We start from the raw sequence: 22,579 nt of genomic DNA on the forward strand, positions 1-22,579 counted from the left end.
GTGCGTCTGTTTGTACAGAACAAAGGTCAGGTTCCTACACGATGTAGTCACTGACGAACCACGCAAATCGACTGACCAATTGCGAAAATCTCGGGCATTGCGGGTAGTACTACCTACGTCTTTCCAGAACTTTTGGCTGATCAGCAACGTAACTGAAAAAAGCTGCGTAATTGGTGTAGTATTTACCGTATTGTTTATTCCATCAGGCTTGTAGTCTACCATGAAACACATTTCACTTCTTCTTTTTCTAGTGGGCTTATCCGTGTCGGCATTGGCTCAGGAGGTTGTGATTGATACCAATTATTATGCCCCCCCTCCTGTTGTTCGTAAAAAAGTACTGACCGAAGATCCCGATCAAAATCCATATCGAAATCGCTCTGCCCGCCAACGTCAGTCCGACCATTCAGCTGATTATCAACTCAAGGAAACTCAAACCTGGTATGTGGGTCTCGAAGGTGGATTTCGTACCGATGGCACTGTACTTACCAATACGTTCGATGGGCTAATCAGCAGCAGTTCTACCACAAAAGCCACCTGGAGTGCTTTAGTGGGCTATACCTACCGAAATGCGTGGATCATTGAAGCGGGTTACACTTATGCGCCTGTACACCTGAATATTACGATTGCGAACGGATCAAAACCGCTTATTTACAACTATCAGAACAGCGGACATGGCATTCCTCTACGCATTAAACGACGTATCGGCTCTGCAAGTCGTGCCGCCAATGGCACTGGATTTTGGCTTTCGGCAGGTGCCTGGCTCGTTCCTAATGGCAGCATCAATACCGATAACTTTCGACTGATTGGCTATAATTATCGTAGTAGAACCCGCGTCGCCGATACCTTGCGATTAGACAATACTACTACGCTCAAAAGTATTTCGGGCATTGCCGAATTAGGAGTTGATTACTCCGTTCGCTTGTCTTCTTCACTCGAATTCGGCACGTATATCCGAAAATATTGGGGTCTTGGCCAAGCCGTCCGTTCGGATATTACCTATACCGTTAATGGTGTTGCTCAACCACAATCAACGGTCACGGCTAATGGAACAGGCTGGGGCTTCGGCATCGCCCTACGCTATATTTACGGGCGACAACAGGAAGTCAAGAAGCCCTAAAACACTCTTTAAAAATCCGTTCATGCGCTATGATGTATTCATACCTTGCGATAGGCTGAAACCCTATGTGAAGCAGTTCGTTATTTCGGAAGGCAACGATGCGCAAACGTATCGGGTACTGCCAGGCACATCATTGGTGATGGGATTTCAATATCAGGGGAGAATCGCCACTGTACTCGGAACAACCACACGCCCGTTAGCAAAGGCTGGCATAACGGGTATTCAGAATGGGGTTCGAATCTTCAAAAATGAGCCTGCTACTGGTTCGGTACTGGTTGTATTCACCGAAACAGGGGCGGCTTCCTTTCTCAATAATCCCATCCACGAGTTAGTTGGCGAAAGCGTAGGTCTCGACAATTTTCTGAATTGTGCGCTTCTTACTACCCTCGCAGATCGACTAGCCGAAGCGAGAACGGATCAGTCCCGGATTCACCTTATTGAGCAGTTTTTGCTTTCACGATTACAGACGCCCAAATCCGACGCCCTTGTTTCGGCGGCTATCCAGCAGATTTATCTAACCAAAGGCACCATTCGAATGACCGCTCTGGCCGATAAACTTTGCATTAGCCAAAGCCCACTCGAAAAGCGTTTCCGGCGATTAGTCGGCACCTCGCCCAAAAAGTTTGCATCGATTGTTCGTATGCAGCAGGCCATTTCTACGCTTTCGACCACCGATAGCCTGACCGACATTAGCATCGAATCTGGCTACTTCGATCAGGCACACTTTATCAACAGCTTCAAGATATTTACGGGCCTAACCCCCACCGAGTTTCTACAGAACATGCCCAAGACCTGAAAGGAAGAAAAACGATTTTTTACAATTGTACGGGTGTCCATTCTCCGACCTTTGTCATGAACAAAACGAAGAGAACATGTCGACTGAAGAACGTATAAAACAAGCCTATGCTACGGCCAAAAACTATCCTGACTTAGCCCAAAAACTTGTTGAGGCCAGGGTTCATTCCTATACGGTTGAGGTGTCGTCCAGTATCATCTTGTATCGGTTGGCTGATGGCGAAACCTTACTGCACACAAGTACAACTGCGCCCAAAGCCATTGCCGCCAACTTCGACGAAGCTGCTACCATTCAGGCCATTCGCGACAACCAGCAAGGCAAAACGGATTATCCCCAATTCATGCATGACATCGCACAAGCGGGCGTTCGTTTCTACGACGCCATTCTGACGGGCGCAGACAAACGGGTTATTTATGTAGGAATTGGTGGACACTACGACGAGAAAATCCCGATAGTTTAAGAAGTTTTTGTCATTCCGACGAAAGGAGGAATCTTAAATTATCCTCATCTGAGAGTAAGGAAACCTTAAGATTCCTCCTTTCGTCGGAATGACAAAATTTAAATTTCAGGTGGTCTATTAGCAGTTGCTCATTCTCTCAGCAATCTAAAAATACCACTCCTTACTAAAGTCCTCTTTCATCGACCCTTTGGGGAGAACGTAATGTGAATTTGCCCAATCCGTCCATTTTTTGTTGAGCTTTTCAACTAACTCAGGATGCTCGGCGGCTCGATTATGTTGCTCTGTTCGATCGATTTCCAGATCGTACAATTCCCACGGGCCACTTACTGGACCAACTGCTTTCCAGTTTCCGAATCGAATAGCCCGGTGGTTTTCGTGCTCCCAATACATGTATTCATGAAGTTGGCGTGTCCCACTAGCCAGCACAGGCAGGAGGCTTTTTCCCTCTAGCGAGTGGATTTTCTGGCCTTTTGCCTGTGTTGGGTAGGTTGCCCCGCTCGCTTCAATAAACGTCGGCATGATATCGATCAGATAACCCGGCGTTTTATTGATTTTCCCTTTCTGACCGACAAGGCCAGCCGGATAGTGAACGATTAGTGGCGTTGCAATACCGCCCTCGTACGACACGTGCTTGAAGCCTTTAAACGGCGTATTCGAAGCATTTGACCAAACACCTCCGTACGAAATAGCACCCCATTTCGATGAATTATTGATATCCTGAATACTCCCCCCACCTAGTATGCCTCCTTCCGGGCAAGCGCCATTGTCGGAGAGAAAGACGAGCAGTGTATTATCCAGCTTACCTGTTTTTTTGAGTTGATCAACCAGCTTACCAATGTTCTGATCCATTCGGTAAACCTGAGCGGCATAAACCGCCATGCGGTAGTCCATTTCGCGCTGGCGAACGCTATCCTGTTCTGTCCAGGCTGGAAACTTGCCGGGTCGTTCCGAAATTCCCCATTTCTCCGAAACGATCCCTTCCCGCACTTGCTTCCGAAAGCGCTCTTCCCGTAAGCGGTCCCAGCCCTGTCGGTACTTACCTTTAAATCGGGCAATATCATTTTCCAACGCGTGAAGTGGCCAGTGTGGCGATGTGAACGCTAGATACAGGAAAAACGGGTCCTGATCTTTCTGCTCATTCAGGAACGAAATGGCATGATTGGTAAACGCATCGGTTGTGTAAAAAGGCTGTTCTACATGGGCAACAGGCTCGTTATCCGTCCAGATGCCTCGTGGTTGGGTAGGGTCAAGATAGCTGCTGGCCCCGGCTAATAATCCGTAGAAACGATCAAAACCTCGTTGGCGTGGATACAGGTCTGGATTGCCGGAACCCAGATGCCATTTACCAGCCATGTAGGTATGGTATCCAGCTGATTTAAGAACCTCAGCCAGTGTAACGCAGTTTCTATTTATTTCGCCCTTGTACCCATACACGCCATAATCGTAATTGGTGCCATTACCCGGTTCTTTGGTCATGTGACCAATACCGGCCTGATGCTGAAACAAGCCCGTCAGCAAGGAGGCTCGGGTTGGGCAGCAGCGTGCAGCATTGTAAAATTGTGTAAACCGAACGCCCTGACTTGCCAGCTTATCCAGGTTAGGCGTTGGAATTTCGGAGCCATAACAACCCAAATCCGAGTAGCCCATATCGTCGGCCATAATCAGAACGATATTGGGTCGTTTAGGGGCTTTGGTTACGGTTAAGTTGTGGTTGGGGGATAAAGACCCCATAAAACTTACACCCCAGCCAATCAGTAAGATGGCTCCGAAAATTTTCAACATATCGGTGCGTTGACTAAGACTTCACCAGTTTTTTCACATCCAGCACTTTGATCTTATTCTGCTCCGCTTTTTTGAGGGTTTCAGGCGTATAGGTCGATAGACGTACGTTCTCCTGCATATCGGCTCGTTTCTGAATGTGGTTTTCCAGATACCGATCAAGGTGTTTGCCTTCCAATCCGTAGCTAAAGAATAAAGATACACGCTCTCCTTCCTGCTCGCGGAACAGAAAATCGGGCAGTCGATTTTCCAGACCAACGTGGAGGGGCAAATTGTTCAACACTTTCATTCGGCGGGCGTTGCCGCTGTGGAGCGTCCGCATGTTCCAGACCACAATGTCGCCCGCACGAGTATCGGCAAACACATCGGCACCGTCGGCAGCATCATGGCTACCCGATTTGAAACGGATACCACCGCTGTAGGTATCGTGATTTTGCAGGTAAATACCGAACCGAATCAATGGGTACGCCCCCTCCCAATCTGCTCCCTGCCCGAACTGATACCGGTCGATGTTATCGCGGTGAAAGCCACGCGTACCCGTACCAATTTGATAGGTGCTGTCGGAGAAATAAACCGGCGTGTCGCCCAGGATTTCGGTCGCAATGGCAACGATTCGTGGATCGTAAATAACCCAACCCAGTTTCTCTTTACTGAGTAAGTCTCCCTTTACCGAGGCAGCCTGTTTTACTTTCGCGACCAGACCGAGTTTCTGTTGCTGATCGCGATACTCATAAGCGGCCTGCCGTAATTGGGTTACTTCATCGGGCGTAAAAACGTTACGGACGATAAGGTAGCCCTGTTGCTCAAATTGTTCCCGACGTGTCATTGTTTTTATTGTTTCTTTAGTTGCTGTGGTGTCAGGTTTAAGAACCTGACACCACTCCACTTTAACGAATTGCTTCTTCTTGAATAAACTCAACCGTGGCCACTCGCGCCATATCTTCCCAAAAGCTTGGGTACGATTTATCGACCACTCGTGGCTCTTCGATAATAATCTCTTCGCGCATGGCTACAGGGGCAAACGCCATCGCCATCCGGTGATCATCATAGGTTTCAATCGTAGCCGGAACCTCATGGCTGGTTGGTAGCCGATGAACCTCATAAAGATGGTTAGGCTCCAGTTCCACCAGCTCAGCACCAATTTTCTGTAACTCGGCCTGTAAAGCCGCGATCCGGTCCGTTTCCTTGATTTTCAGACTTTCAACCCCAGTCAGGTGTAGGGTTACGCCTTTCACGGCGGCACATACAGCAACGGTCTGCGCCAGGTCAGGGCAATCGGTAAAATCCCAGGCCAGCGATTCGCTGGTGGGGCCTTTGGTCAAGCGAACGCCTTCTTCGGTGAAGGTACTCTCCACGCCCAGCGACCGCATAATGTCGACAATAGCGCTGTCGCCTTGCAGCGATTTCGCTTTTAGACCAAGAAGTGTGATTTCGGCCGTTTCATTCTGGGCCAGAGCCGCCACGCTATACCAATAGCTGGCTCCCGACCAATCAGATTCAATAGCGTAGGGTTTAGGGGTGTACGGTTTAGGAGCAACCGTAATCGTTTTTGCTTCCCAATCCGCCTGAACGTCAGCGCCGAAATAGATCATTTGTTCCAGCGTCATTTCGATATAGGGCCGCGATCCGATGGCTCCAGTCAACTCCAGCGTCAGGCCATCTGGCAGTAGCGGAGCAATCATCACCAGTGCCGAAATATATTGGCTGCTCACATCACCCCGAACACTCACTTTATTAGTACCCGATGCACTAAACCCATTGATCTGCGTCGGCGGATAACCTTCTTTGTTTAGATAGGTAATATCAGCGCCAAGTGTTCGTAAGGCATCGACCAGAATACCAATGGGGCGTTCGCACATACGGGGCGTGCCAGTCATTGTTTTCTGTTGCCCAGTTGCTGCGAAATAGGCCGTCAGAAAACGCATGGTCGTGCCCGCATCCAATACATCAGCAACTGAATCTTCTGACTTCAACAACCGAATCATCGTTTGCGTATCGCGGGCGGTCGATAGGTTTTTCAGATCACACTGAAAGCCGGTCAGGGCATCAATGATAAGAGCACGATTGCTTTCACTTTTCGACGAAGCCAGGGGCACAGTGGCCCGGACTAGACGGTCCTGGACGATACCCGGATTCGTCAGCGTAGCGGGAGGAGATAAACGAACAGCGTTCAAGAGATAAACTGATTAGACTAGTTGGGATTTACGGTATTCGGTTTACTGTTTACGGTGGCTGGCGTGTAAGCCATTTTCTGTGCTAGTCACCATCATCCATAAACTGAGTACCGTAAACTGTGAACCCAAAACCCATAAAAGAAATAGTTCGCAAAAAAACGAAATAACTACTAGATTCCGGTCATCATTGGCTCGTTAGCCAACATGAAACCGCTTTTTTCGTATGAATCAGTTTGTTAACGCCACCGTTTTTACTGGCGAAGAATGGCTTACCAACGCATCTGTGCGCATCGACAATGGTCGCATTCAGGAAATCTCAACCGCAGAAACTTTTGTAGACTCCAGCGATCCGGCTGTCATTGATCTCAACGGCGACTATCTGCTTCCCGGTTTCGTGGATTTACAACTATACGGCGGCTCCGATCTGTTTCTGAACGACCAGCCTACGCCCGAAACCGTCCGGCACATTTACGATTCTCACGTTCGAAATGGTACCACTACCCTACTGCCCACAATCCATTCAACGTCGCTGGCTATTATGCAGCAATCGATGGCGGCAGTGCAGGTGGTGCGAAACGAAAATCCGTTTGGCGTGCCGGGTATTCACATTGAAGGACCTTATTTCAACCCAATAAAACGGGGAGCGCACAGCATGGCCTACGTTCGAACACCCGCCGAAGGCGAATTGGAGGCTTTGTTCAGTACGAATGCTGATGTTATTCGAATTCTGACGCTGGCTCCCGAAATACTGACGCCCGAACAATTCAATACCATTAAGCGGCTGAAACATACGAATACACTCCTCTCGCTTGGCCATAGTAATGCAACCTTTCAACAGGCAACGGCGGCTTTCAATGACGGCATGCCTCTGGCAACACACCTATATAATGCGATGCGTGGTTATGAAAGCCGCGAACCCGGTGTAGTTGGTGCCGTCTTCGACCACCCATCCGTTCGGGCCAGTATCATTGCCGACAGTTACCATTGCAGCCCGATTGCCATCCGCATTGCGTATCGACTACTTGGCGAGCGACTTTTTCTGATTTCGGATGCCCTTTTCGCCAACCCACCCAGGCCCGCATTTGATCTGGAGCAATTTATTGTTCACTACGAACCCGATACGAATGGCCCCGGACGTTACGTCAACAACGAAGGGAATCTGGCAGGGTCGTCCATTACGCTTATTGACTGCGTTCGGATTGCGGTTGAGCAAGCGGGTATTCCATTAACAAACGCCCTCCGGATGTCGTCAACGATTCCGGCAGAGATCATTGGCCTGGGCAACCAGATCGGAAAAATCAAGCCGGGTTATGTAGCCAATCTGGTCGTTGCAGATAAAGCGCTGACGACAAAAGGCGTATGGATTTCAGGCGAAAAATTGGTTTGACAATTACTCAGTAGCAAGCCCTTTATTATTGAGTAATTACCCCAAACAACTCCTGGGTTAATTACTCAATAACAACTATAAACAGCTCGACAGTATTAAAAATATCACAAAAAACAGGAATTCAATTTAATTATATTGTATTTTTCAAATAATACCATACAATATTCTATAAAATACTTTTTTAACATTATTAAATATCTTACTTTCGATCAAGTACAACAAACGTCAACTCCTAAGTCTAGCGCGCAAAAATTCATAGGGGAGTTTATCTATTCAGGAAGCAGGCAACTGGTCAATCATTCCTAGTCAGGCTGGTTGCTGCACAATTTCAATATATGTTTCGATAATCTCACAGGCACTAAATAGCCTGTCGGTTATTGTATTGCCCAGATTTTCAGTATCCATAGTACGCATAATCATAAGCTTATTACTACCATGAAACGTCCTGAAAAAAGTAGTACTTCTTTAGTACACGGGAGTTATTCGCCCGGTATTATGCAATACACATCGCCTACCTGTTCCGCAAAAAATAATTTCAGAGTGCACACGCTGGCAGGGCGGCCTTATGGGTATGGACATCAGACACATTCTGAAAGCACCCAACAAGGCACCAGGCATTAATCCGTAATCATCTTGCTATAGCCTTATCTAAACAGATAAGGGTCACTCCGTCTGCCGGGTTTCCAGCAGTCGCTGGCTGTGTATTTTCTCAACTTTCCCAATATAAATCCCCCTATCAACATGCAAAGAAAACTACGTAAGCATGACGTCCTCGCTGTCGTCGCCCTGATTATTATGGCTGTTAGCTGCCCTATGGATGCCTGGGCACAAGCCAGAAAAATAACCGGTAAAGTGTACACTAGTGGGGCCTCCGAAGCCTTACAGGGTGTCAATGTACTTGTAAAAGGCAACAGCCGGAAAGGTGCCATTACCGACAATCAGGGTATGTTTTCGCTGGAAGCTCTGCCAACCGATGTTCTGGTGATTAGCTTTATCGGCTTTAAAGCGCAGGAAATAAAAGTAGGTGATCGAACGAATTTTGATATTCCACTCGAAGAAGATGCTACCCAACTCAGCGAACTGGTGGTAACCGGGACCCGAAACGTTGGACGAACGATCATTGAATCGCCGGTGCCCGTAGATGTCATCTCGATCAAAGACATTATGGGTTCACTCCCGCAAATGGATCTGGCCCAAATGCTGGCCGTTGTAGCCCCCAGCTTTAACTCGGTTCGCTCGCAGGGTGGCGACCTGAACTCACACGTCGATCCGGTGCAGCTACGCAATATGGCACCGAACCAGATTCTTGTTCTCGTTAACGGCAAACGACGTCATACATCGGCGCTACTCATCACCGAGACGGCGGTAGGTAGCCCATCTACCACCGTCGATTTGATGACGATTCCTGTTTCGGCCATTGATCGGGTGGAAATTCTTCGGGATGGTGCCGCTGCTCAATATGGCTCAGATGCGGTGGCGGGTGTGGTGAACATCATCCTGAAAAAAGGAACGAACAAATTAACCGCCAGCCTCACGGGAGGAGGTTACGCCAACACAGGTGGGCAAGCCGGAGCGTTGACCAAAAGTGGAAAACCAGACGGCTTCAACTACCAGTTCGACGCGAACTACGGGTTCAAAATTGGCGACAAAGGTTTTTTGAATGTTTCGGGACAGATCACCCAACGTCGACCCACGCTCCGGCCCTTTGTGAATGATTGGGGGTTCTTTGATAATACCTACCTGAACAATCTTCGGACCGACAAAAACGGTAATCCGGTCATCACTAACCCCGAATTGATTAGTGCGCAGGTGGCCGGTAATAGTAACCTAATGGCCTCACTGAAAACAGAAGATGGGTTGATGAGTGCTCGTGGGTTGACGAAAGCCGATTTCGCGGTTTACGCTGGTATGCCTGCCATTACGCTCGGTAGTATGTTCTATAACGCAGGGTATGAAATCAACCCAACCACTACATTTTACAGTTTTGGGGGTGCTTCGTATAAATACCTGGAAGGTTTCTCCTGCTACTTCCGTCGGCCCGCCCAAACTGACCGATTTAACTATCTGCTCTATCCCAACGGCTATCGTCCTCAGATGACGTCTAATACGTCTGATATTTCAAACACGGTGGGGATTAAAAGTAAAGTTGGCGAATTCAACGTTGACTTCAGCAATACGTTTGGCAGCAATACCATGCGTATTGGAATGGTCAATACCATCAACGCGTCGATGGGTTCAAACTCGCCGGTGAACATGAACATTGGTACACACCAGTTCACACAAAACTCCACTAACCTCGATTTCTCTCGCTATTTCAAAGGCATTATGAACGGGTTGAACATCGCCTTTGGTGCCGAGATGCGTGTCGAGAATTATAAAATCATGAAGGGGCAGGAAGAGAGCTATACCTATGGCGATGCCGGTATATTGACCGTAGCTCAGGCCGGGCTGCTGGTTGGACCGGATGGAAAACCGCTTGAAAATGAAGCCAGTGCGCCCATTGTCGATGCTACCGGTAAACCCTTGTCGGTTTATGCCGGGCAACAAGTAACCGTCAAAAACCTATCGGCAAACTGCCAGTGTTTCTCCGGTTTTGGTCCTAAGAATGAGCGCAATGAATTTCGGACAACAATGGCGGCCTATCTGGATGCAGAATTGGAATTAAGCCGAAATTTCCTGATTGCGGGTGCTTTTCGACTGGAAAACTATTCTGATTTTGGTGGTGTAACCATCGGCAAACTAGCCGCGCGCTATTCGATCTCGAAAACGCTGTCTATCCGTGGTTCCATTGCCAGCGGCTTTCGGGCTCCTTCTTTACAGGAGTTGAATTATACGCACACGGCTACGGCCTTCGTACCCGATGCAAATGGGATTCCACAACCCCTCGACGTGACTACCTATCCAACAAACAGCACGGCGGCTCGCGTGTTAGGCATTAAAGGCTTGAAGCAGGAGCAATCACGTACGTATGGCTTTGGCCTTACCTATCAGCCCACTCGCGGCTTCGAGGTAACAGTCGATGCCTATCAGATCGACGTAGACAACCGGATTTTCCAAACCAGCTATTTCAATGCGTCGGAAGTTGGGAATAACTATCAGGAAGTAATTGGCGATGGCGAAGCGCAATTTTTCGTCAACGGGGCCAATGTTCGTTCTAAAGGAATCGAAGTGGTTGGCAACTACACCCTCGACCTGCCTAAATCGAAAAGTTTAACCTTCACGCTGGCGGCCATTTTGAGTAAGAACTCGGTACTGAACCGGAAAACCCTCAACCTGAACGTAGCGAATCTAACTGAAGATCAGGTGGTTGAAAAATACCTAAGTCGGAGTGTCATTGGTCAGTTTGAAACCGGAACTCCTCGAACCAAACTGATTGCATCGGCCATCTATCGGTTCAACAAATTTGATGTGATGTTACGGGGCACCTACTTCGGCTCCGTTACCGAGCGTTCTACTTCCTCCGATCAGGACGGCAATTATTATGACCAGACGTTTTCGGGACAAGCCATTTTTGACCTAAGTGTTGGTTACACGGTGAATCGCAATTTGAAACTATCGCTTGGCGGTAGCAACATTTTGGATAAGTATCCGCAAATCCTTCGTCCAGAGAATCAAGGTTTTTACCTGTACTCCAACAACCAGCAAGGTTCCAACGGAGCCTATTACTACGGCCGTGTAGCGTTCAACTTCTAATTGTAACTCCAGCTATGAATCGATATTTTAACACAAAAAGCATTTTCCCTGCATTGGGTCTGTTTCTTTCAGCGCTCATTTTCCTGAGTTCCTGCGAACAAAATAAGTACGAACCTAACACGAGTGTTGCGCCGGGTGGTGGTACCGTAACGACTTACAAATCGTACACCTTGACGTCGGCTTCGGGGGCAACGGTTTATGGGCGCGTCGTATTTTATAAGTATAGCTCTACAGTTACGCTGGTCGAGATGGGGCTTTACAACACGACTACCGGAACCACCTATGCGTCCTCAATCTATCAGGGAAAGCTGGCCGACAATTCCAGCACGGCCCTCAAACCGCTTGATGCCATTAGTGGGGCAACCGGCGAGTTCTCCAGCAATAAATACTTTACAATTAGCGAAGCGGGCTTCTTTGATAAACTAAGTACCTACAGTGCCAACGTCAAAATACTATCCGGCTCAACGTTGGTTGCCAGTGGGAATATTGGTGCCAATGCAACTCCTGTGGCGCAATCGAATTAAAGAGTGTTAAAAGTGATACTTGTCTGAATAGCCCCGAATCATTTTTCGGGGCTATTTTTATAGATCGTCAACTCATCTTCCCCAACCATTTCTCTGCTGCTTAGTGCTCCCTGCACAACAGGCGCTTTTATCGCACTACCGAGCCGCTCTTTCCCCAACATCATCCGGCTACGGAATACGCGCATTTCATCCCACAAACCAGCCTCAATAAACGACTGTAAAAGAGCCGCTCCGCCTTCAACAAGCACCGATTGAATTTTACGCTGGTGGAGATTTTCTAATGAGTGATTGAGTGATTGAGTGAATGAGTAAATGACGTTGGGATGATTTGTTGGTACTTTATTTTCTTGCTGGTGATAAACAATGGTAGGTTGTGAACCATCGAACAGATGTAAATTTTGATCAAGTGAAAGCTGATTATCAATGACAATCCGAGTCGGATTTTTTCCCGGCCACAGACGCGTATTCAGGCGGGGATTGTCCAGGCGGGCCGTGTTTGTTCCCACCATAATGCCATCCTCTTCACTCCGCCAGCGGTGTACCAATCTGTTCGCCAGATCGCCAGTTATTTTAACGGGCTGACTGTCGGTCGCGCCAATAAAGCCGTCTGATGTTTCGGCCCATTTCAGGATAATGTAGGGTCGATTTTGCTCGAAGAAGGTAAAAAAACGCGCATTCAATTCACGGCCTATTTCAGATAAAACACCCGTTTCGACCGCAATGCCTGCCGCCCGAAGTTTAGCAAATCCCTGACCAGCGACTAACGGGTTGGGGTCATCATTGCAACAAACAACGCGACCAACCCGTTTTTCAATCAGTAAATCGGCACAGGGAGGCTGTTTACCATAATGCGAACAGGGTTCCAGCGTTACATAAGCCGTACTTTGAGGCAGTAAGTGCGTATCTTCAGGGTGAACGGATGCAATTGCATTCCGTTCTGCATGGGCTTCGCCATAGCGCTGATGCCATCCTTCGCCAATAATTCGTGGCTCAGCGCCTTCAGGATCATATACAATGACGCAACCAACCATTGGATTAGGGCTCACTTGCCCTCGACCTAAGGTGGCTAATTCGAGCGCACGACGCATGAATTGGTCCATAATTTGTACTTTGTGGTTTATAGTTTACGGTTCGTAGTTTATGGTGGCTGGCGCTTGCATAAAAGCACTGTAAACCACAAACCGTAAACTGAATACCGTAAACTTCCCTATTTTTGGCAAAATTACTCGACAGAACCCAATGGCCACCGCCAAACCTCTATACGACCGCCTAAGCAAAAACATTACAGCCTACCCACCCGAAGAAGCGCGGGAAATGGCGTTTATGCTGCTCGACCATTATTTCGGATTTCGCAAAACGGATGTACTGACCGACAAACCTCTGCCGCCGAACCGGACAGAGCCTGACTGGTTCAAGATTCTGGAACGATTAAACCGCCAGGAACCCATCCAGCACGTTATTGGCACAACCATTTTCTGCGGTTTAGAATTCGAGGTATCGCCGGATGTACTGATTCCCCGACCTGAAACCGAAGACCTGGTGCGACTTATCATGCACGATTTTGCCGATCGCACGGACGACGTTCCTATTGTAGACATCGGTACGGGCAGCGGTTGTATTGCCATTACACTAGCTCGTTTTCTACCACAATCGGTTGTAACGGGCTGGGATGTTTCGGACGAAGCGCTTACCCTTGCCCAACGAAATGCCGACCATCTGAATGCCGATGTCATTTTCGAGATTCAGGATATTCTGAACGTGCCCGCCGATTTCAGTCGCCGTTTCGATTGTGTGGTGAGTAATCCGCCTTATGTAACTCGTTCGGAAGCGGCTGACATGGACCGCAACGTGCTCGATTACGAACCCGATCTGGCTTTGTTCGTCGAAGACAACGACCCACTGGTTTTCTATAAAGCAGTCGCTGATTTCTGTGTTCGCCACCTAACGAAAGATGGGTCCTGTTACGTTGAAATCAATGAGCGTTTCGGCGAGGCTACCCGACAGGTATTTGCCGACCGCGGCTTTACTAAGATCCAGGTCTATAAAGATATTCACGGCAAGGATCGTAGCATTCGGGCTACGTTTTAGCGAGTTATAAAGTTGTAGAGTTACAATGTTGTACAGTTGTAGTCTCAGATGGCATTAGTTAGCGTCAGCCAACTTTGTAGCTCTACAACTTTATAACTCTTAAGAATGCCCACAATTAACCGAATTGAAGACTTACAGGCTTGGCAAAAAGCTCGGTGGTTATCAAGCAATATTCACCAGACAACGCGGGATAAACTATTCCAGGATGATCTGGATTTGAAACGACAGATACGCCGGTCAGGCGGTTCGGTCATGGATAATATTGCCGAAGGATTTGGAAGAGGTAATCGCGGTGAATTTATTCAGTTTTTAGGCATCGCACGAGGTTCGCTTACTGAAGTAAAATCTCAACTATACCGTTCTTTAGATAATCAATATCTGACCAAGCTTATCTTTGATGATTTATACAGCCAAGCCGATGAAGTAGGCCGAATTATTGATAAACTACTTCTCTATTTAAATAATTCGACGAATAAAGGCAGGCGCTACTCAAAAGGTACTGATGGAGATAATGTAGAGCCATAACTCTACAACTAGCTAACCTCTACAACTTTATAACTCCGAAAGGATGCAATCAAACACGTCATTCACTTACCATACTAAAATTCGCGAGGTGTTTAGCGAAATGAGTCAGGTTGTGGTCGGGCAGGAACGACTGCTTAATCGGCTGCTCATTGGACTGTTCACGGGTGGACATATTTTGCTGGAAGGCGTGCCTGGTCTGGCCAAAACCTTAACCATTAACACGCTAGCCAAAGTACTGGAATTAGATTTTCAGCGCATCCAGTTCACGCCCGACCTGCTGCCCGCCGATTTGATTGGAACGATGATTTTCAATCAGAAAACGGCAGAGTTTGAAGTAAAGCAAGGGCCTATTTTTGCCAACCTGATTCTGGCCGATGAGGTCAACCGCTCCCCCGCGAAGGTGCAGGCGGCCCTTCTGGAAGCCATGCAGGAGAAACAGGTAACTATTGGTGAAGAAACCTTTGTACTGGATCGACCTTTTCTGGTGCTGGCTACTCAAAACCCCGTAGAACAGGAAGGTACATACCCGTTGCCCGAAGCTCAGGTAGACCGATTCATGATGAAAGTCTTTGTCGATTACCTGAACAAAGAGGATGAACTGGAAGTGATGCGCCGAATGTCGAACATGAATTTCGACTATGAAGTGCAGCCCGTTTTAGGTAAGGAAGAACTGGTGGCCATTCGTAACGAAATTAATGGTATTACCATCTCGGAAACACTCGAAAAATATATTATTGAGCTGGTCTTCGCCACTCGCCGACCGCTGGAGTATAACCTCCGCGATGAATCCCGTTACATTCAGTTTGGTGTGTCGCCCCGCGCTAGTATTAATTTGAATCTGGCTGCTAAAGCACTCGCTTACTTCGACCGGCGCGATTATGTTCTTCCCGAAGACATCAAAGAAGTAGCTCCTGATGTGTTCAACCACCGCATCATGCTCAACTACGAAGCCGAAGCGGATGGCGTTACAACCTTACAGATCATTGACTCTATTTTGCGTAAAGTCGCCATCGGACGATAGGTGAAGTTGGTGAACGCGGACTGTATAGATAGTGTTTTGGTTTAGAAGGATATATGCCCATGAAACCAACTCAATTATTTCTGCTGATTGCCGTTTTGATCGCTGGAGGGCTCTGGCTCTATGGTACTTACATAGCCAAACCTCGTCCTCCTCATAAACGTCCTGCGGGGGTCACCTCTCCTAATGGCCGTCGGGTTGAAAAAACAGATGAAGAGTGGAGGCAAACTCTACCCCGATCGGTCTATAACATTACCCGTAAACAAGGTACTGAGTGGCCCGGCAGCAGTGAATTAACCAACGAACATCGGCAGGGCGTATACGCTTGTGTTTGTTGTCACAACCTCCTTTTTCGATCCACAACAAAATTCGATTCCCATACGGGATGGCCCAGTTTCTACGCGCCTATCGTTTCAAATGCAGTTTATAATGAAGCCGATGGCAATCGAACGGAGGTTCGCTGTTCGGTTTGCGATGCGCATTTGGGTCATGTATTCAACGACGGACCGGAGCCTACTGGTCTGCGTTATTGTATGAATGGCGTGGCGCTGGTATTTGAGTTGGGGCAATAAAGAATAAGCTATAGTGAGTTATAGCTTCAATTCAAATCCGACTAAGACATCCTCACCTGATAATATCTTATCGAAGCCAACAATCTGAATTTCACCATTAGCCCGGAAGATATATGTTGTTTCTGTTTTAGGATCAATCAACCATGCTAACCGGCATCCATTCGCAATCCAAACGTCCTCCATTTTTGCTTTAGCCGTTTTCAGCGAATCTGTAGCAGACAGAAGTTCAATAACAAAGTCTGGACAAATTGGAGGAAATTGCTCCTGCTCTCGTTCGGTTAAGTTATCCCAACGTTCACGATGAATCCAGGCAACATCTGGTGAGCGGGTACTACCATCAGGCAAATTAAAAGCTGTTGACGAATCGAACACTTCACCAAGTTTAGTTTGGCGATTCCAGATAGTTACATCAGTTGTCAACTCCGAATTTTTTCGCCCCGTTTTTCCTCCAGTATTAGGCATAACAATAATAAGTCCGTCGGATTCACGCTCAAACTTGTAGCTAGGATTATCCTGACAGAATAGATAAAAATCCTCCGACGTTGTTATCTGTGGTATTCGAAATGAAATCGACTTCGATTCACTCGTAATTGATGAAGGACCAGGGGCGGTTAGTGTCGCCATACATTTCTAATTGCTTAAAACAAATATACCAATCAGAACTGGAAATAAATGAACTGATTCGAGGAGAAGACCCCGAAGAGATAGGTCACGAATGTAATTAGCCCGAAGAGGACAGCGAAACGAACGGTATTACGGGTTGGAATCGTCAGATAAAAATATTCCTTTATCATCAGGAATGCGATCAGGAAAACGCTGAACCACATCTCTACCGAATTCATCGGACTGTCGAGCCGATCGCTGAACGATAAGGTCGCTATTTGTTTCAGGACCAGAAAAGCATCGCTAAGGTTACGGGCCCGAAAGAACACCCAGGTCAACATGATCAGCACAAATGTGATGAGGGTATTCAGAACTACCCGCACAGGCGATTTACGGCTTTGTTTATTGTTTACAGGAGACGTGACTAAACTGGCAGGTGTGCTTGAAAAACCCATTTTTGCCAGCAATTTATCGCGCAGAACGGCCAGAATCTGATAAACGCCATTCAACCCACCCCAGATTACATACGTCCAGTTTGGCCCGTGCCAGAGGCCACTCGCCAGAAATACAATCAGCATGTTCAGGTACTGTCGGAATTCCCCCTTGCGATTGCCTCCCAGCGGAATGTAGAGGTAATCGCGAAACCAAGTTGAGAGCGAAATATGCCAGCGTCGCCAGAATTCCGAAATGGATTGAGCAATGTAAGGTGTTCGGAAATTTTCCATCAGATCAAAACCCATGACCCGTGCAGCCCCGATAGCCACATCAGAATAGCCCGAGAAATCGCAGTAAATCTGAAATGTATAGAAAAAGGTGGCCGCTAATAATGTCAGCCCATTATGCTCCGACGGGTTTCCGTAGGCATAATCAACCATCATAGACAGCCGATCGGCAATCACTAACTTTTTGAATAAGCCGAAAGCCATCTGCATCAACCCAGCTTTGACATTCTCAACATCATACTTGAAATACTCGTGAAATTGCCACAATACATTTTGTGGTCGCTCGATCGGTCCGGCTACCAACTGCGGGTAGAACATGACGTAAAGCGCATAAATACCAAAATGCTTCTCCGCTTTGTGATTTCCCCGATACACCTCAATGGTGTAGCTCATGGCCTGAAACGTGTGGAACGACAGCCCAATGGGCAGAATGCTCATGTTGTCTTTGTAGGACGATATGTCGCTCTTCCCAAAAACGTGCAACACTTTCACGAAGACTTTATTCGCCAGATTGGTAACCGTTTCAGCAATATGCGGCATCTGAAACGTATCGAACAAGGCAGCAATATTTTCGGTAAAAAAGCCGAGGTATTTAAAAAACGCCAGGATACCGAGATTCGAAATCAGAGACAAAATTAATAGCCATCGCCTGGTCTTCCCACTCGTTTTTTCAATCCAGATACCGGCTATGTAATCAATGACAATGGTTAGAAACAGAATCAGGATATACGCTGGCTGGAAAACCATGTAGAAGTAGCAACTGGCTACTAACAACAGTATCCAGCGCCCCTGCCATTTCAGGCTGAAGTAGCTAAGGGTAACAACAATAAAAAACAGTAAAAACTGTAGTGAATTAAATAGCATTCTCCTGCGGTTTCTGGCCGTTTACACCTGACAAGGGCTGACGTTGTTGATGACGAATAACTTCCCGAACCACATAGAGTGGGCGCCCTTTAGCCTGAAAAAATATGCGCAAGACATATTCACCGATCAGCCCTAATGCTATCAATTGTATGCCACTAAACAGAATGATAAAGAACAATAAAGCCGTAAAACCCTGTGGTACATCGTGATAAACGAAGCGTTTGATCAGTGTCTGAATTAAGTACAGCCCAGCTATTCCCAGCGTGAACATACCCACTCGAGTAATAATTTTAACCGGGTATTCACTGAAGTTAAAGATTCCATTGTAGGCCAGCCGCTGGAGCATTTTGAACGAATATTTCGATTCTCCGGCCTGGCGGGCATCCCGTTCGTATTCGAAACCGATTTGCTTAAAGCCAATCCAGCTCCGCATGCCCCGAATAAACCGACTTTCTTCGGGCATCTGATTCAGTACATCGGCCACCCGGCGGCTGATGAGCGAAAAATCACCGCTGTCCAGCGGCATATCAACGTACGAAATCGACCGCATAAATCGGTAAAACAAGGCATAAGCCGACCGCTTAAACCAGTTTTCTTTCCGCTTTTTCCGAACAGCATACACAACATCGTAGCCTTCCTGATATTTCTGATAGAAATCGGTCAGCAACTCAGGCGGGTCCTGCAAATCGCCGTCAATGATAAATAGGGCTTCGGTAGCGTTAGCGCGTGCAATACCCGCCGACAACGCAATCTGGTGACCATAGTTACGGGAGAGAAATATGCACTGATACCGGCCATCGGTCAGCGCAAGTTGTTGCATCTGTACGGCGGTGTCATCACGGCTGCCATCATCAATCAGTACAACTTCAATAGTCAGGGGTGAATTCTCCATTACGGCGTTCAACCGGGCAACAAGGCGTGGCAACGACTCGGTTTCGTTGTACAGTGGAGCGATAATCGAAATCTGAGGATTTGGCAAAATAATAGCTAGTGAGTCGGTGACTAAGCGGCAAAAATAAGATTTTTTGCCATTGAGGGGATAAGTCGTCTTTGTTTCTTAAGGAACGGTTACGACCTGATTACTAAATCGAATCGGGTTTTTCTCATCTGACGGCGACAGAATACCTACGCGATAACGCCCCGGTGCAACCGTCGGATTAATGATTTCACCCTGAATCGTTCTGACAGGTCGGTTCAGGTAATAATTTGTAAATGAATAGGGTATCTCTGATGGAAAGAGATACGTTCGTTCCGGCGATTGTATCACAATGGCTGCATTATCAATCGGTTGAGCAAGTGCATTATAATCGGTTTCGGCGATGTAGCTGTACCCTCCTCCCAACACACGTATGTGTAAACTGGTGTCGGGTTTCAGCTGATTCGACGAGAGTAGCCGCGATTCGTAGGGTGTATAGTACGTCTCCGGGTATTCATAAATACCCCGACGAATTGTTTCATTCATCGTTCGCTCGGCTAAGGCAACAAAAGGACTTCCCCAGCTCGGTCCGAGGCCAGTTTTGTTATGCTTCTGATTAAAAGCGTAGGTCAGTATCTGGTGTTTCCGAAAGGCAATTTTCGGCAGTTGAACAACATACCAGTTGGCCCAGATGAATAAACTAAGCAGAAGTCCAAGGCCCACCCATCGGTTCAGAGTAAACTCAGATTGGCGTTCGCTAAGTACATTCAGGTAGATCAGACTAACCAGTACAGCCGGGTAAATCATGTAATTACTAATCAACATAACCCCATACCCAAAACGAGGTCGTAGAAAGGCAATGATTACCGCGTTAACCATTAAAAATGTATAGCACCCAGTAAAAAAGTATCGGCGTTTCCACAGTGCTTTCGTAGCTCGGTTTGAGGATTCATAGGTGCCCATTCGATGCCCCAATCGAGGCTCATTCATACGCCACAGTAATACTAGCATGGTGAGGATAATGGCAAATCCCGCCAGTGTTGGAAGTATACTCCGCCAGAGAATATCAACTTTTGAAAAGAAATCAAACAGGCCACCCGTGAACGTAAAAAAACCCAGGAATACCAGATAAGGGTATTTCAGAAAAAAGGATACGCTCGTCTCATTCCCTTGCCCATCTGGGAAATCATGAAAATAAAATACAATCGTTCCAGCCCCTACTACAAGCCAGACAGCCAACCGAATCCACTGTCGCTGCAAGGCTAACACCACCGCTCCCGCTACCCAGGCAAACAGACCATTACTCATCGAAAGCGACGTTAAGATCTGTACCGCCAATGCGACTCCAAATCGACTTTGCGTATCGCTAGCCAGCAAATAAATGGCCGTGAACGCCATCATGATTACCACCTGGTGCTGTAGGGCGGTAATTGCCCATAGGCTGGTGAGATAATATTGCGGCTGAAGCAGTAAAAACGATACGGGGACAAATGCCAAAAGGGGCAGATTAGTTGATCGAAAAACACGATAAAAAAGCCCTAAAAGGCCCAGCAGAAAAGCAAAAGCAGCAAACACCAGCCAGCGATAACTGACCTCACCCGTCAGTTTATAAAACGTCAGCGTAATTAACTTACCAATTAAAATTCGATGCTCATTGTTGGGGCGAATCAACCAATCCAGCTTTTCGCTGAGTGTAGGCGCATCGATATAGCCGATAATAAAACTAAGAAATGCATCGATGTCATCAATCCAGGGAACATTGGCCACGTACGTTAACAAGAGCGCCCAAAAGCATAGGATGGGTATTGTTACCAGAACAGACGCCAGGACACGTGACTGGCGGGATTGAAACGAATAGGAATTGGATATAGAAATTAGCCTCATAAGATTACAGGACCGACTACTTAGATTTCTTCGTCAGTATAATCGCTTTTTTATGAAAATAATCGGCCCAGCAACGATTCCAGAGGTGCTTCGGGTCGTGCTGAATGTCTTCCAGAAACAAAGAAACAGGGTAAGTACTCAATGGCTTTAGTAAACTGATATCTGTATCTGTGTGAGCTAGCTGGGCATATCGCTGTTCCATTTCGCGATCATATTGAGCCGCCCGCCCGCTCAGCCAGTCGCCATACACAACAGGGATCACAGGCCCAACAGTTGAAGAGGCAAGTGCCCAGACCAGTAAAACGTACACCAGAGAACGGAAATTTACCTGCCAACGATCGAATTGTAATCGAGGATGTAAAAACCATACCAAAAGGGTTATAGTATAGATCCAGCTTAGCCAAAACGTTAGATTAACGATATTGATCAACCGAGGAATTGGCGCAATACCGACACCGTAAAAGTGTAATGAGATCAACGCCAGAACGGTGGCAAACCCCTGTAGAGCCCCTAATACAGGATGTACTCGTAAATAGGAAGGCAACTCACTCCGTCTGCCTGTTTCGGTTGGTTCTGTCAATTTCCAGGCAATGGGCACGTATAACAACGATAAAGGAAGCCAGGGCGTTCGAACAATTTGCTGAATGACATAAGGCCCCATATAGCGCAATGACGAGATTAACGTCAGGGGAATATTGCTACTGTTCGGATTAGCCCCTAGTCGAATGGCGTTACCGGGTGCTTTCATCAGAAAATAGCAGGACAGGCCCGCTACGATCATCAAAACCACCGTTGGCAGTGCCACTTTCCGGCGTTGAAGCAGATCCATAAAGGCAATCATGGCCAATACGGATAACATGAGCACCATGGTCATTTCGCTCGATCCAATAATAGCTGCGATGAGCAGACTTTCGATCAGCAAATAACCTATTTGCAAACCAAATCCACGCCGTTGATGAGCCAGTAAGGTAGCCAGCAATAACAGAAATAAGGCACTAGAGAGGCCGTAACTAGCCAAACCGGTGTACCAGTATAAATATTCAGGAATGTTGGCCAGCGTTGCCATAAAACCAACAAAGAGCCCTGACGCCAAAGCGACTTTACTTCCAACAGCAAACGTCCGATAGAGCCATTGACTAGCTAAAGCATAAAAGCTGGCCAGTAGAATAGCCAGAAAAATGACCGGATATAGTTTAAATCCGCCAAACCAACCAATTACGAGTGGGCTGGTGTGAACAATAAAATTATGGAAGAATCGCCCGGTCCAACCATCATAATACATTTGCTGTGCTTTCCAGAAACCGAATTGCATAGCCGTGTTGGCAAAGCAATAATCGTCGGTTGGCGACGGGTGATTGAACGTCGCCAGGGCAATTAGGGGTATGATTAACACACCCGCAAAAACAAGTAATGCACCGGTAATAACACGCGTTAAAGGCATTGATTCACGCATAATA

20 protein-coding genes are annotated in these 22,579 nt (G+C 47.2%); 11 read left to right on the forward strand and 9 right to left on the reverse strand.

The features are described from left to right. The first annotated feature begins 220 nt into the window (after positions 1–220). The 3 genes from H3H32_RS19320 to H3H32_RS19330 all read left to right on the forward strand — a co-directional run bounded on the left by H3H32_RS19320 (position 221) and on the right by H3H32_RS19330 (position 2,373). Positions 221–1,117: a hypothetical protein gene (locus tag H3H32_RS19320; RefSeq protein WP_182457255.1), complete on the forward strand. Its 897-nt coding sequence runs from the start codon at positions 221–223 to the stop codon at positions 1,115–1,117. A gap of 22 nt (positions 1,118–1,139) precedes the next feature. Next, positions 1,140–1,913 carry a helix-turn-helix domain-containing protein gene (locus tag H3H32_RS19325; RefSeq protein ID WP_182457256.1) on the forward strand — a complete coding sequence of 258 codons (774 nt, stop codon included), beginning with the start codon at positions 1,140–1,142 and terminating at the stop codon, positions 1,911–1,913. A gap of 76 nt (positions 1,914–1,989) precedes the next feature. Further along, the gene (locus tag H3H32_RS19330) at positions 1,990–2,373 is read left to right on the forward strand and encodes a DUF1398 family protein (protein WP_182457257.1); all 384 of its coding nucleotides are present in this window, start codon (positions 1,990–1,992) and stop codon (positions 2,371–2,373) included. Positions 2,374–2,517: 144 nt separating this feature from the next. Here H3H32_RS19330 and H3H32_RS19335 read toward each other — a convergent pair whose 3' ends face one another. The 3 genes from H3H32_RS19335 to H3H32_RS19345 all read right to left on the reverse strand — a co-directional run bounded on the left by H3H32_RS19335 (position 2,518) and on the right by H3H32_RS19345 (position 6,326). Continuing rightward, a complete protein-coding gene (locus H3H32_RS19335; protein WP_240543412.1) occupies positions 2,518–4,155 on the reverse strand; it encodes an arylsulfatase in 1,638 nt (545 codons plus the stop codon). Between the two features lie 13 nt (positions 4,156–4,168). After that, positions 4,169–4,978 (reverse strand): phytanoyl-CoA dioxygenase family protein, encoded by an 810-nt coding sequence (locus H3H32_RS19340; protein WP_182457258.1) that lies wholly within the window; start codon positions 4,976–4,978, stop codon positions 4,169–4,171. Positions 4,979–5,039: 61 nt separating this feature from the next. After that, positions 5,040–6,326 carry a 3-phosphoshikimate 1-carboxyvinyltransferase gene (locus tag H3H32_RS19345; RefSeq protein ID WP_182457259.1) on the reverse strand — a complete coding sequence of 429 codons (1,287 nt, stop codon included), beginning with the start codon at positions 6,324–6,326 and terminating at the stop codon, positions 5,040–5,042. 223 nt (positions 6,327–6,549) lie between these two features. Between H3H32_RS19345 and nagA the strand changes: the two genes are divergently transcribed. The 4 genes from nagA (at position 6,550) to H3H32_RS19365 (ending at position 11,930) form a co-directional block, all read left to right on the forward strand. Further along, complete coding sequence (gene nagA / locus H3H32_RS19350; RefSeq protein WP_182457260.1) at positions 6,550–7,713, forward strand: N-acetylglucosamine-6-phosphate deacetylase; 1,164 nt, start codon at positions 6,550–6,552, stop codon at positions 7,711–7,713. A 435-nt stretch (positions 7,714–8,148) separates the two neighbouring features. Beyond that, a complete protein-coding gene (locus H3H32_RS19355; protein WP_182457261.1) occupies positions 8,149–8,334 on the forward strand; it encodes a hypothetical protein in 186 nt (61 codons plus the stop codon). Between the two features lie 120 nt (positions 8,335–8,454). Further along, positions 8,455–11,406: a TonB-dependent receptor gene (locus H3H32_RS19360; RefSeq protein WP_182457262.1), complete on the forward strand. Its 2,952-nt coding sequence runs from the start codon at positions 8,455–8,457 to the stop codon at positions 11,404–11,406. A gap of 14 nt (positions 11,407–11,420) precedes the next feature. Then, complete coding sequence (locus H3H32_RS19365) at positions 11,421–11,930, forward strand: hypothetical protein (RefSeq protein ID WP_182457263.1); 510 nt, start codon at positions 11,421–11,423, stop codon at positions 11,928–11,930. Positions 11,931–11,968: 38 nt separating this feature from the next. Here the strand turns inward: H3H32_RS19365 and ribD are convergent, their stop codons facing one another. Continuing rightward, positions 11,969–13,030: a bifunctional diaminohydroxyphosphoribosylaminopyrimidine deaminase/5-amino-6-(5-phosphoribosylamino)uracil reductase RibD gene (gene ribD / locus H3H32_RS19370; RefSeq protein WP_182457264.1), complete on the reverse strand. Its 1,062-nt coding sequence runs from the start codon at positions 13,028–13,030 to the stop codon at positions 11,969–11,971. Between the two features lie 139 nt (positions 13,031–13,169). Between ribD and prmC the strand changes: the two genes are divergently transcribed. The 4 genes from prmC to msrB all read left to right on the forward strand — a co-directional run bounded on the left by prmC (position 13,170) and on the right by msrB (position 16,133). Next, on the forward strand, positions 13,170–14,018 hold the full coding sequence (gene prmC, locus H3H32_RS19375) for a peptide chain release factor N(5)-glutamine methyltransferase (protein ID WP_182457265.1): 849 nt from the start codon (positions 13,170–13,172) through the stop codon (positions 14,016–14,018). Between the two features lie 105 nt (positions 14,019–14,123). After that, positions 14,124–14,543 carry a four helix bundle protein gene (locus H3H32_RS19380; protein ID WP_182457267.1) on the forward strand — a complete coding sequence of 140 codons (420 nt, stop codon included), beginning with the start codon at positions 14,124–14,126 and terminating at the stop codon, positions 14,541–14,543. Between the two features lie 43 nt (positions 14,544–14,586). Then, complete coding sequence (locus H3H32_RS19385; protein ID WP_182457269.1) at positions 14,587–15,564, forward strand: AAA family ATPase; 978 nt, start codon at positions 14,587–14,589, stop codon at positions 15,562–15,564. Positions 15,565–15,623: 59 nt separating this feature from the next. After that, positions 15,624–16,133, forward strand: a complete 510-nt coding sequence (msrB, locus tag H3H32_RS19390) for a peptide-methionine (R)-S-oxide reductase MsrB (RefSeq protein WP_182457271.1) — start codon at positions 15,624–15,626, stop codon at positions 16,131–16,133. 18 nt (positions 16,134–16,151) lie between these two features. Here msrB and H3H32_RS19395 read toward each other — a convergent pair whose 3' ends face one another. The 5 genes from H3H32_RS19395 to H3H32_RS19415 form a co-directional block, all read right to left on the reverse strand. Then, a complete protein-coding gene (locus H3H32_RS19395; protein WP_182457273.1) occupies positions 16,152–16,757 on the reverse strand; it encodes a Uma2 family endonuclease in 606 nt (201 codons plus the stop codon). A 32-nt stretch (positions 16,758–16,789) separates the two neighbouring features. Next, on the reverse strand, positions 16,790–18,322 hold the full coding sequence (locus H3H32_RS19400) for an MBOAT family O-acyltransferase (protein ID WP_182457275.1): 1,533 nt from the start codon (positions 18,320–18,322) through the stop codon (positions 16,790–16,792). Next, a complete protein-coding gene (locus tag H3H32_RS19405; protein ID WP_182457277.1) occupies positions 18,312–19,301 on the reverse strand; it encodes a glycosyltransferase family 2 protein in 990 nt (329 codons plus the stop codon). Before H3H32_RS19405 ends, H3H32_RS19400 begins: the two co-directional genes overlap by 11 nt. A 78-nt stretch (positions 19,302–19,379) precedes the next feature. Next, on the reverse strand, positions 19,380–21,122 hold the full coding sequence (locus H3H32_RS19410; RefSeq protein ID WP_182457279.1) for a hypothetical protein: 1,743 nt from the start codon (positions 21,120–21,122) through the stop codon (positions 19,380–19,382). A gap of 16 nt (positions 21,123–21,138) precedes the next feature. Then, positions 21,139–22,575, reverse strand: a complete 1,437-nt coding sequence (locus tag H3H32_RS19415; RefSeq protein ID WP_240543413.1) for a DUF6056 family protein — start codon at positions 22,573–22,575, stop codon at positions 21,139–21,141. Positions 22,576–22,579 lie beyond the last annotated feature (4 nt).

Origin of the sequence: Spirosoma foliorum (assembly GCF_014117325.1) — a bacterium.
In the GTDB taxonomy this organism is placed as follows: domain Bacteria; phylum Bacteroidota; class Bacteroidia; order Cytophagales; family Spirosomataceae; genus Spirosoma; species Spirosoma foliorum.

Bases quoted from the DNA above. Each gene is read 5' to 3' on its own strand.
- msrB (WP_182457271.1), top strand. From the start codon at position 15,624: ATGAAACCAACTCAATTATTTCTGCTGATTGCCGTTTTGATCGCTGGA.
- H3H32_RS19360 (WP_182457262.1), top strand. From the start codon at position 8,455: ATGCAAAGAAAACTACGTAAGCATGACGTCCTCGCTGTCGTCGCCCTG.
- H3H32_RS19320 (WP_182457255.1), top strand. From the start codon at position 221: ATGAAACACATTTCACTTCTTCTTTTTCTAGTGGGCTTATCCGTGTCG.
- H3H32_RS19340 (WP_182457258.1), bottom strand. From the start codon at position 4,978: ATGACACGTCGGGAACAATTTGAGCAACAGGGCTACCTTATCGTCCGT.
- H3H32_RS19415 (WP_240543413.1), bottom strand. From the start codon at position 22,575: ATGCGTGAATCAATGCCTTTAACGCGTGTTATTACCGGTGCATTACTT.
- H3H32_RS19365 (WP_182457263.1), top strand. From the start codon at position 11,421: ATGAATCGATATTTTAACACAAAAAGCATTTTCCCTGCATTGGGTCTG.
- H3H32_RS19355 (WP_182457261.1), top strand. From the start codon at position 8,149: ATGAAACGTCCTGAAAAAAGTAGTACTTCTTTAGTACACGGGAGTTAT.
- H3H32_RS19335 (WP_240543412.1), bottom strand. From the start codon at position 4,155: ATGTTGAAAATTTTCGGAGCCATCTTACTGATTGGCTGGGGTGTAAGT.
- H3H32_RS19380 (WP_182457267.1), top strand. From the start codon at position 14,124: ATGCCCACAATTAACCGAATTGAAGACTTACAGGCTTGGCAAAAAGCT.
- ribD (WP_182457264.1), bottom strand. From the start codon at position 13,030: ATGGACCAATTCATGCGTCGTGCGCTCGAATTAGCCACCTTAGGTCGA.
- H3H32_RS19395 (WP_182457273.1), bottom strand. From the start codon at position 16,757: ATGGCGACACTAACCGCCCCTGGTCCTTCATCAATTACGAGTGAATCG.
- H3H32_RS19385 (WP_182457269.1), top strand. From the start codon at position 14,587: ATGCAATCAAACACGTCATTCACTTACCATACTAAAATTCGCGAGGTG.
- H3H32_RS19330 (WP_182457257.1), top strand. From the start codon at position 1,990: ATGTCGACTGAAGAACGTATAAAACAAGCCTATGCTACGGCCAAAAAC.
- H3H32_RS19410 (WP_182457279.1), bottom strand. From the start codon at position 21,122: ATGAGGCTAATTTCTATATCCAATTCCTATTCGTTTCAATCCCGCCAG.
- H3H32_RS19325 (WP_182457256.1), top strand. From the start codon at position 1,140: ATGCGCTATGATGTATTCATACCTTGCGATAGGCTGAAACCCTATGTG.
- H3H32_RS19400 (WP_182457275.1), bottom strand. From the start codon at position 18,322: ATGCTATTTAATTCACTACAGTTTTTACTGTTTTTTATTGTTGTTACC.
- nagA (WP_182457260.1), top strand. From the start codon at position 6,550: ATGAATCAGTTTGTTAACGCCACCGTTTTTACTGGCGAAGAATGGCTT.
- prmC (WP_182457265.1), top strand. From the start codon at position 13,170: ATGGCCACCGCCAAACCTCTATACGACCGCCTAAGCAAAAACATTACA.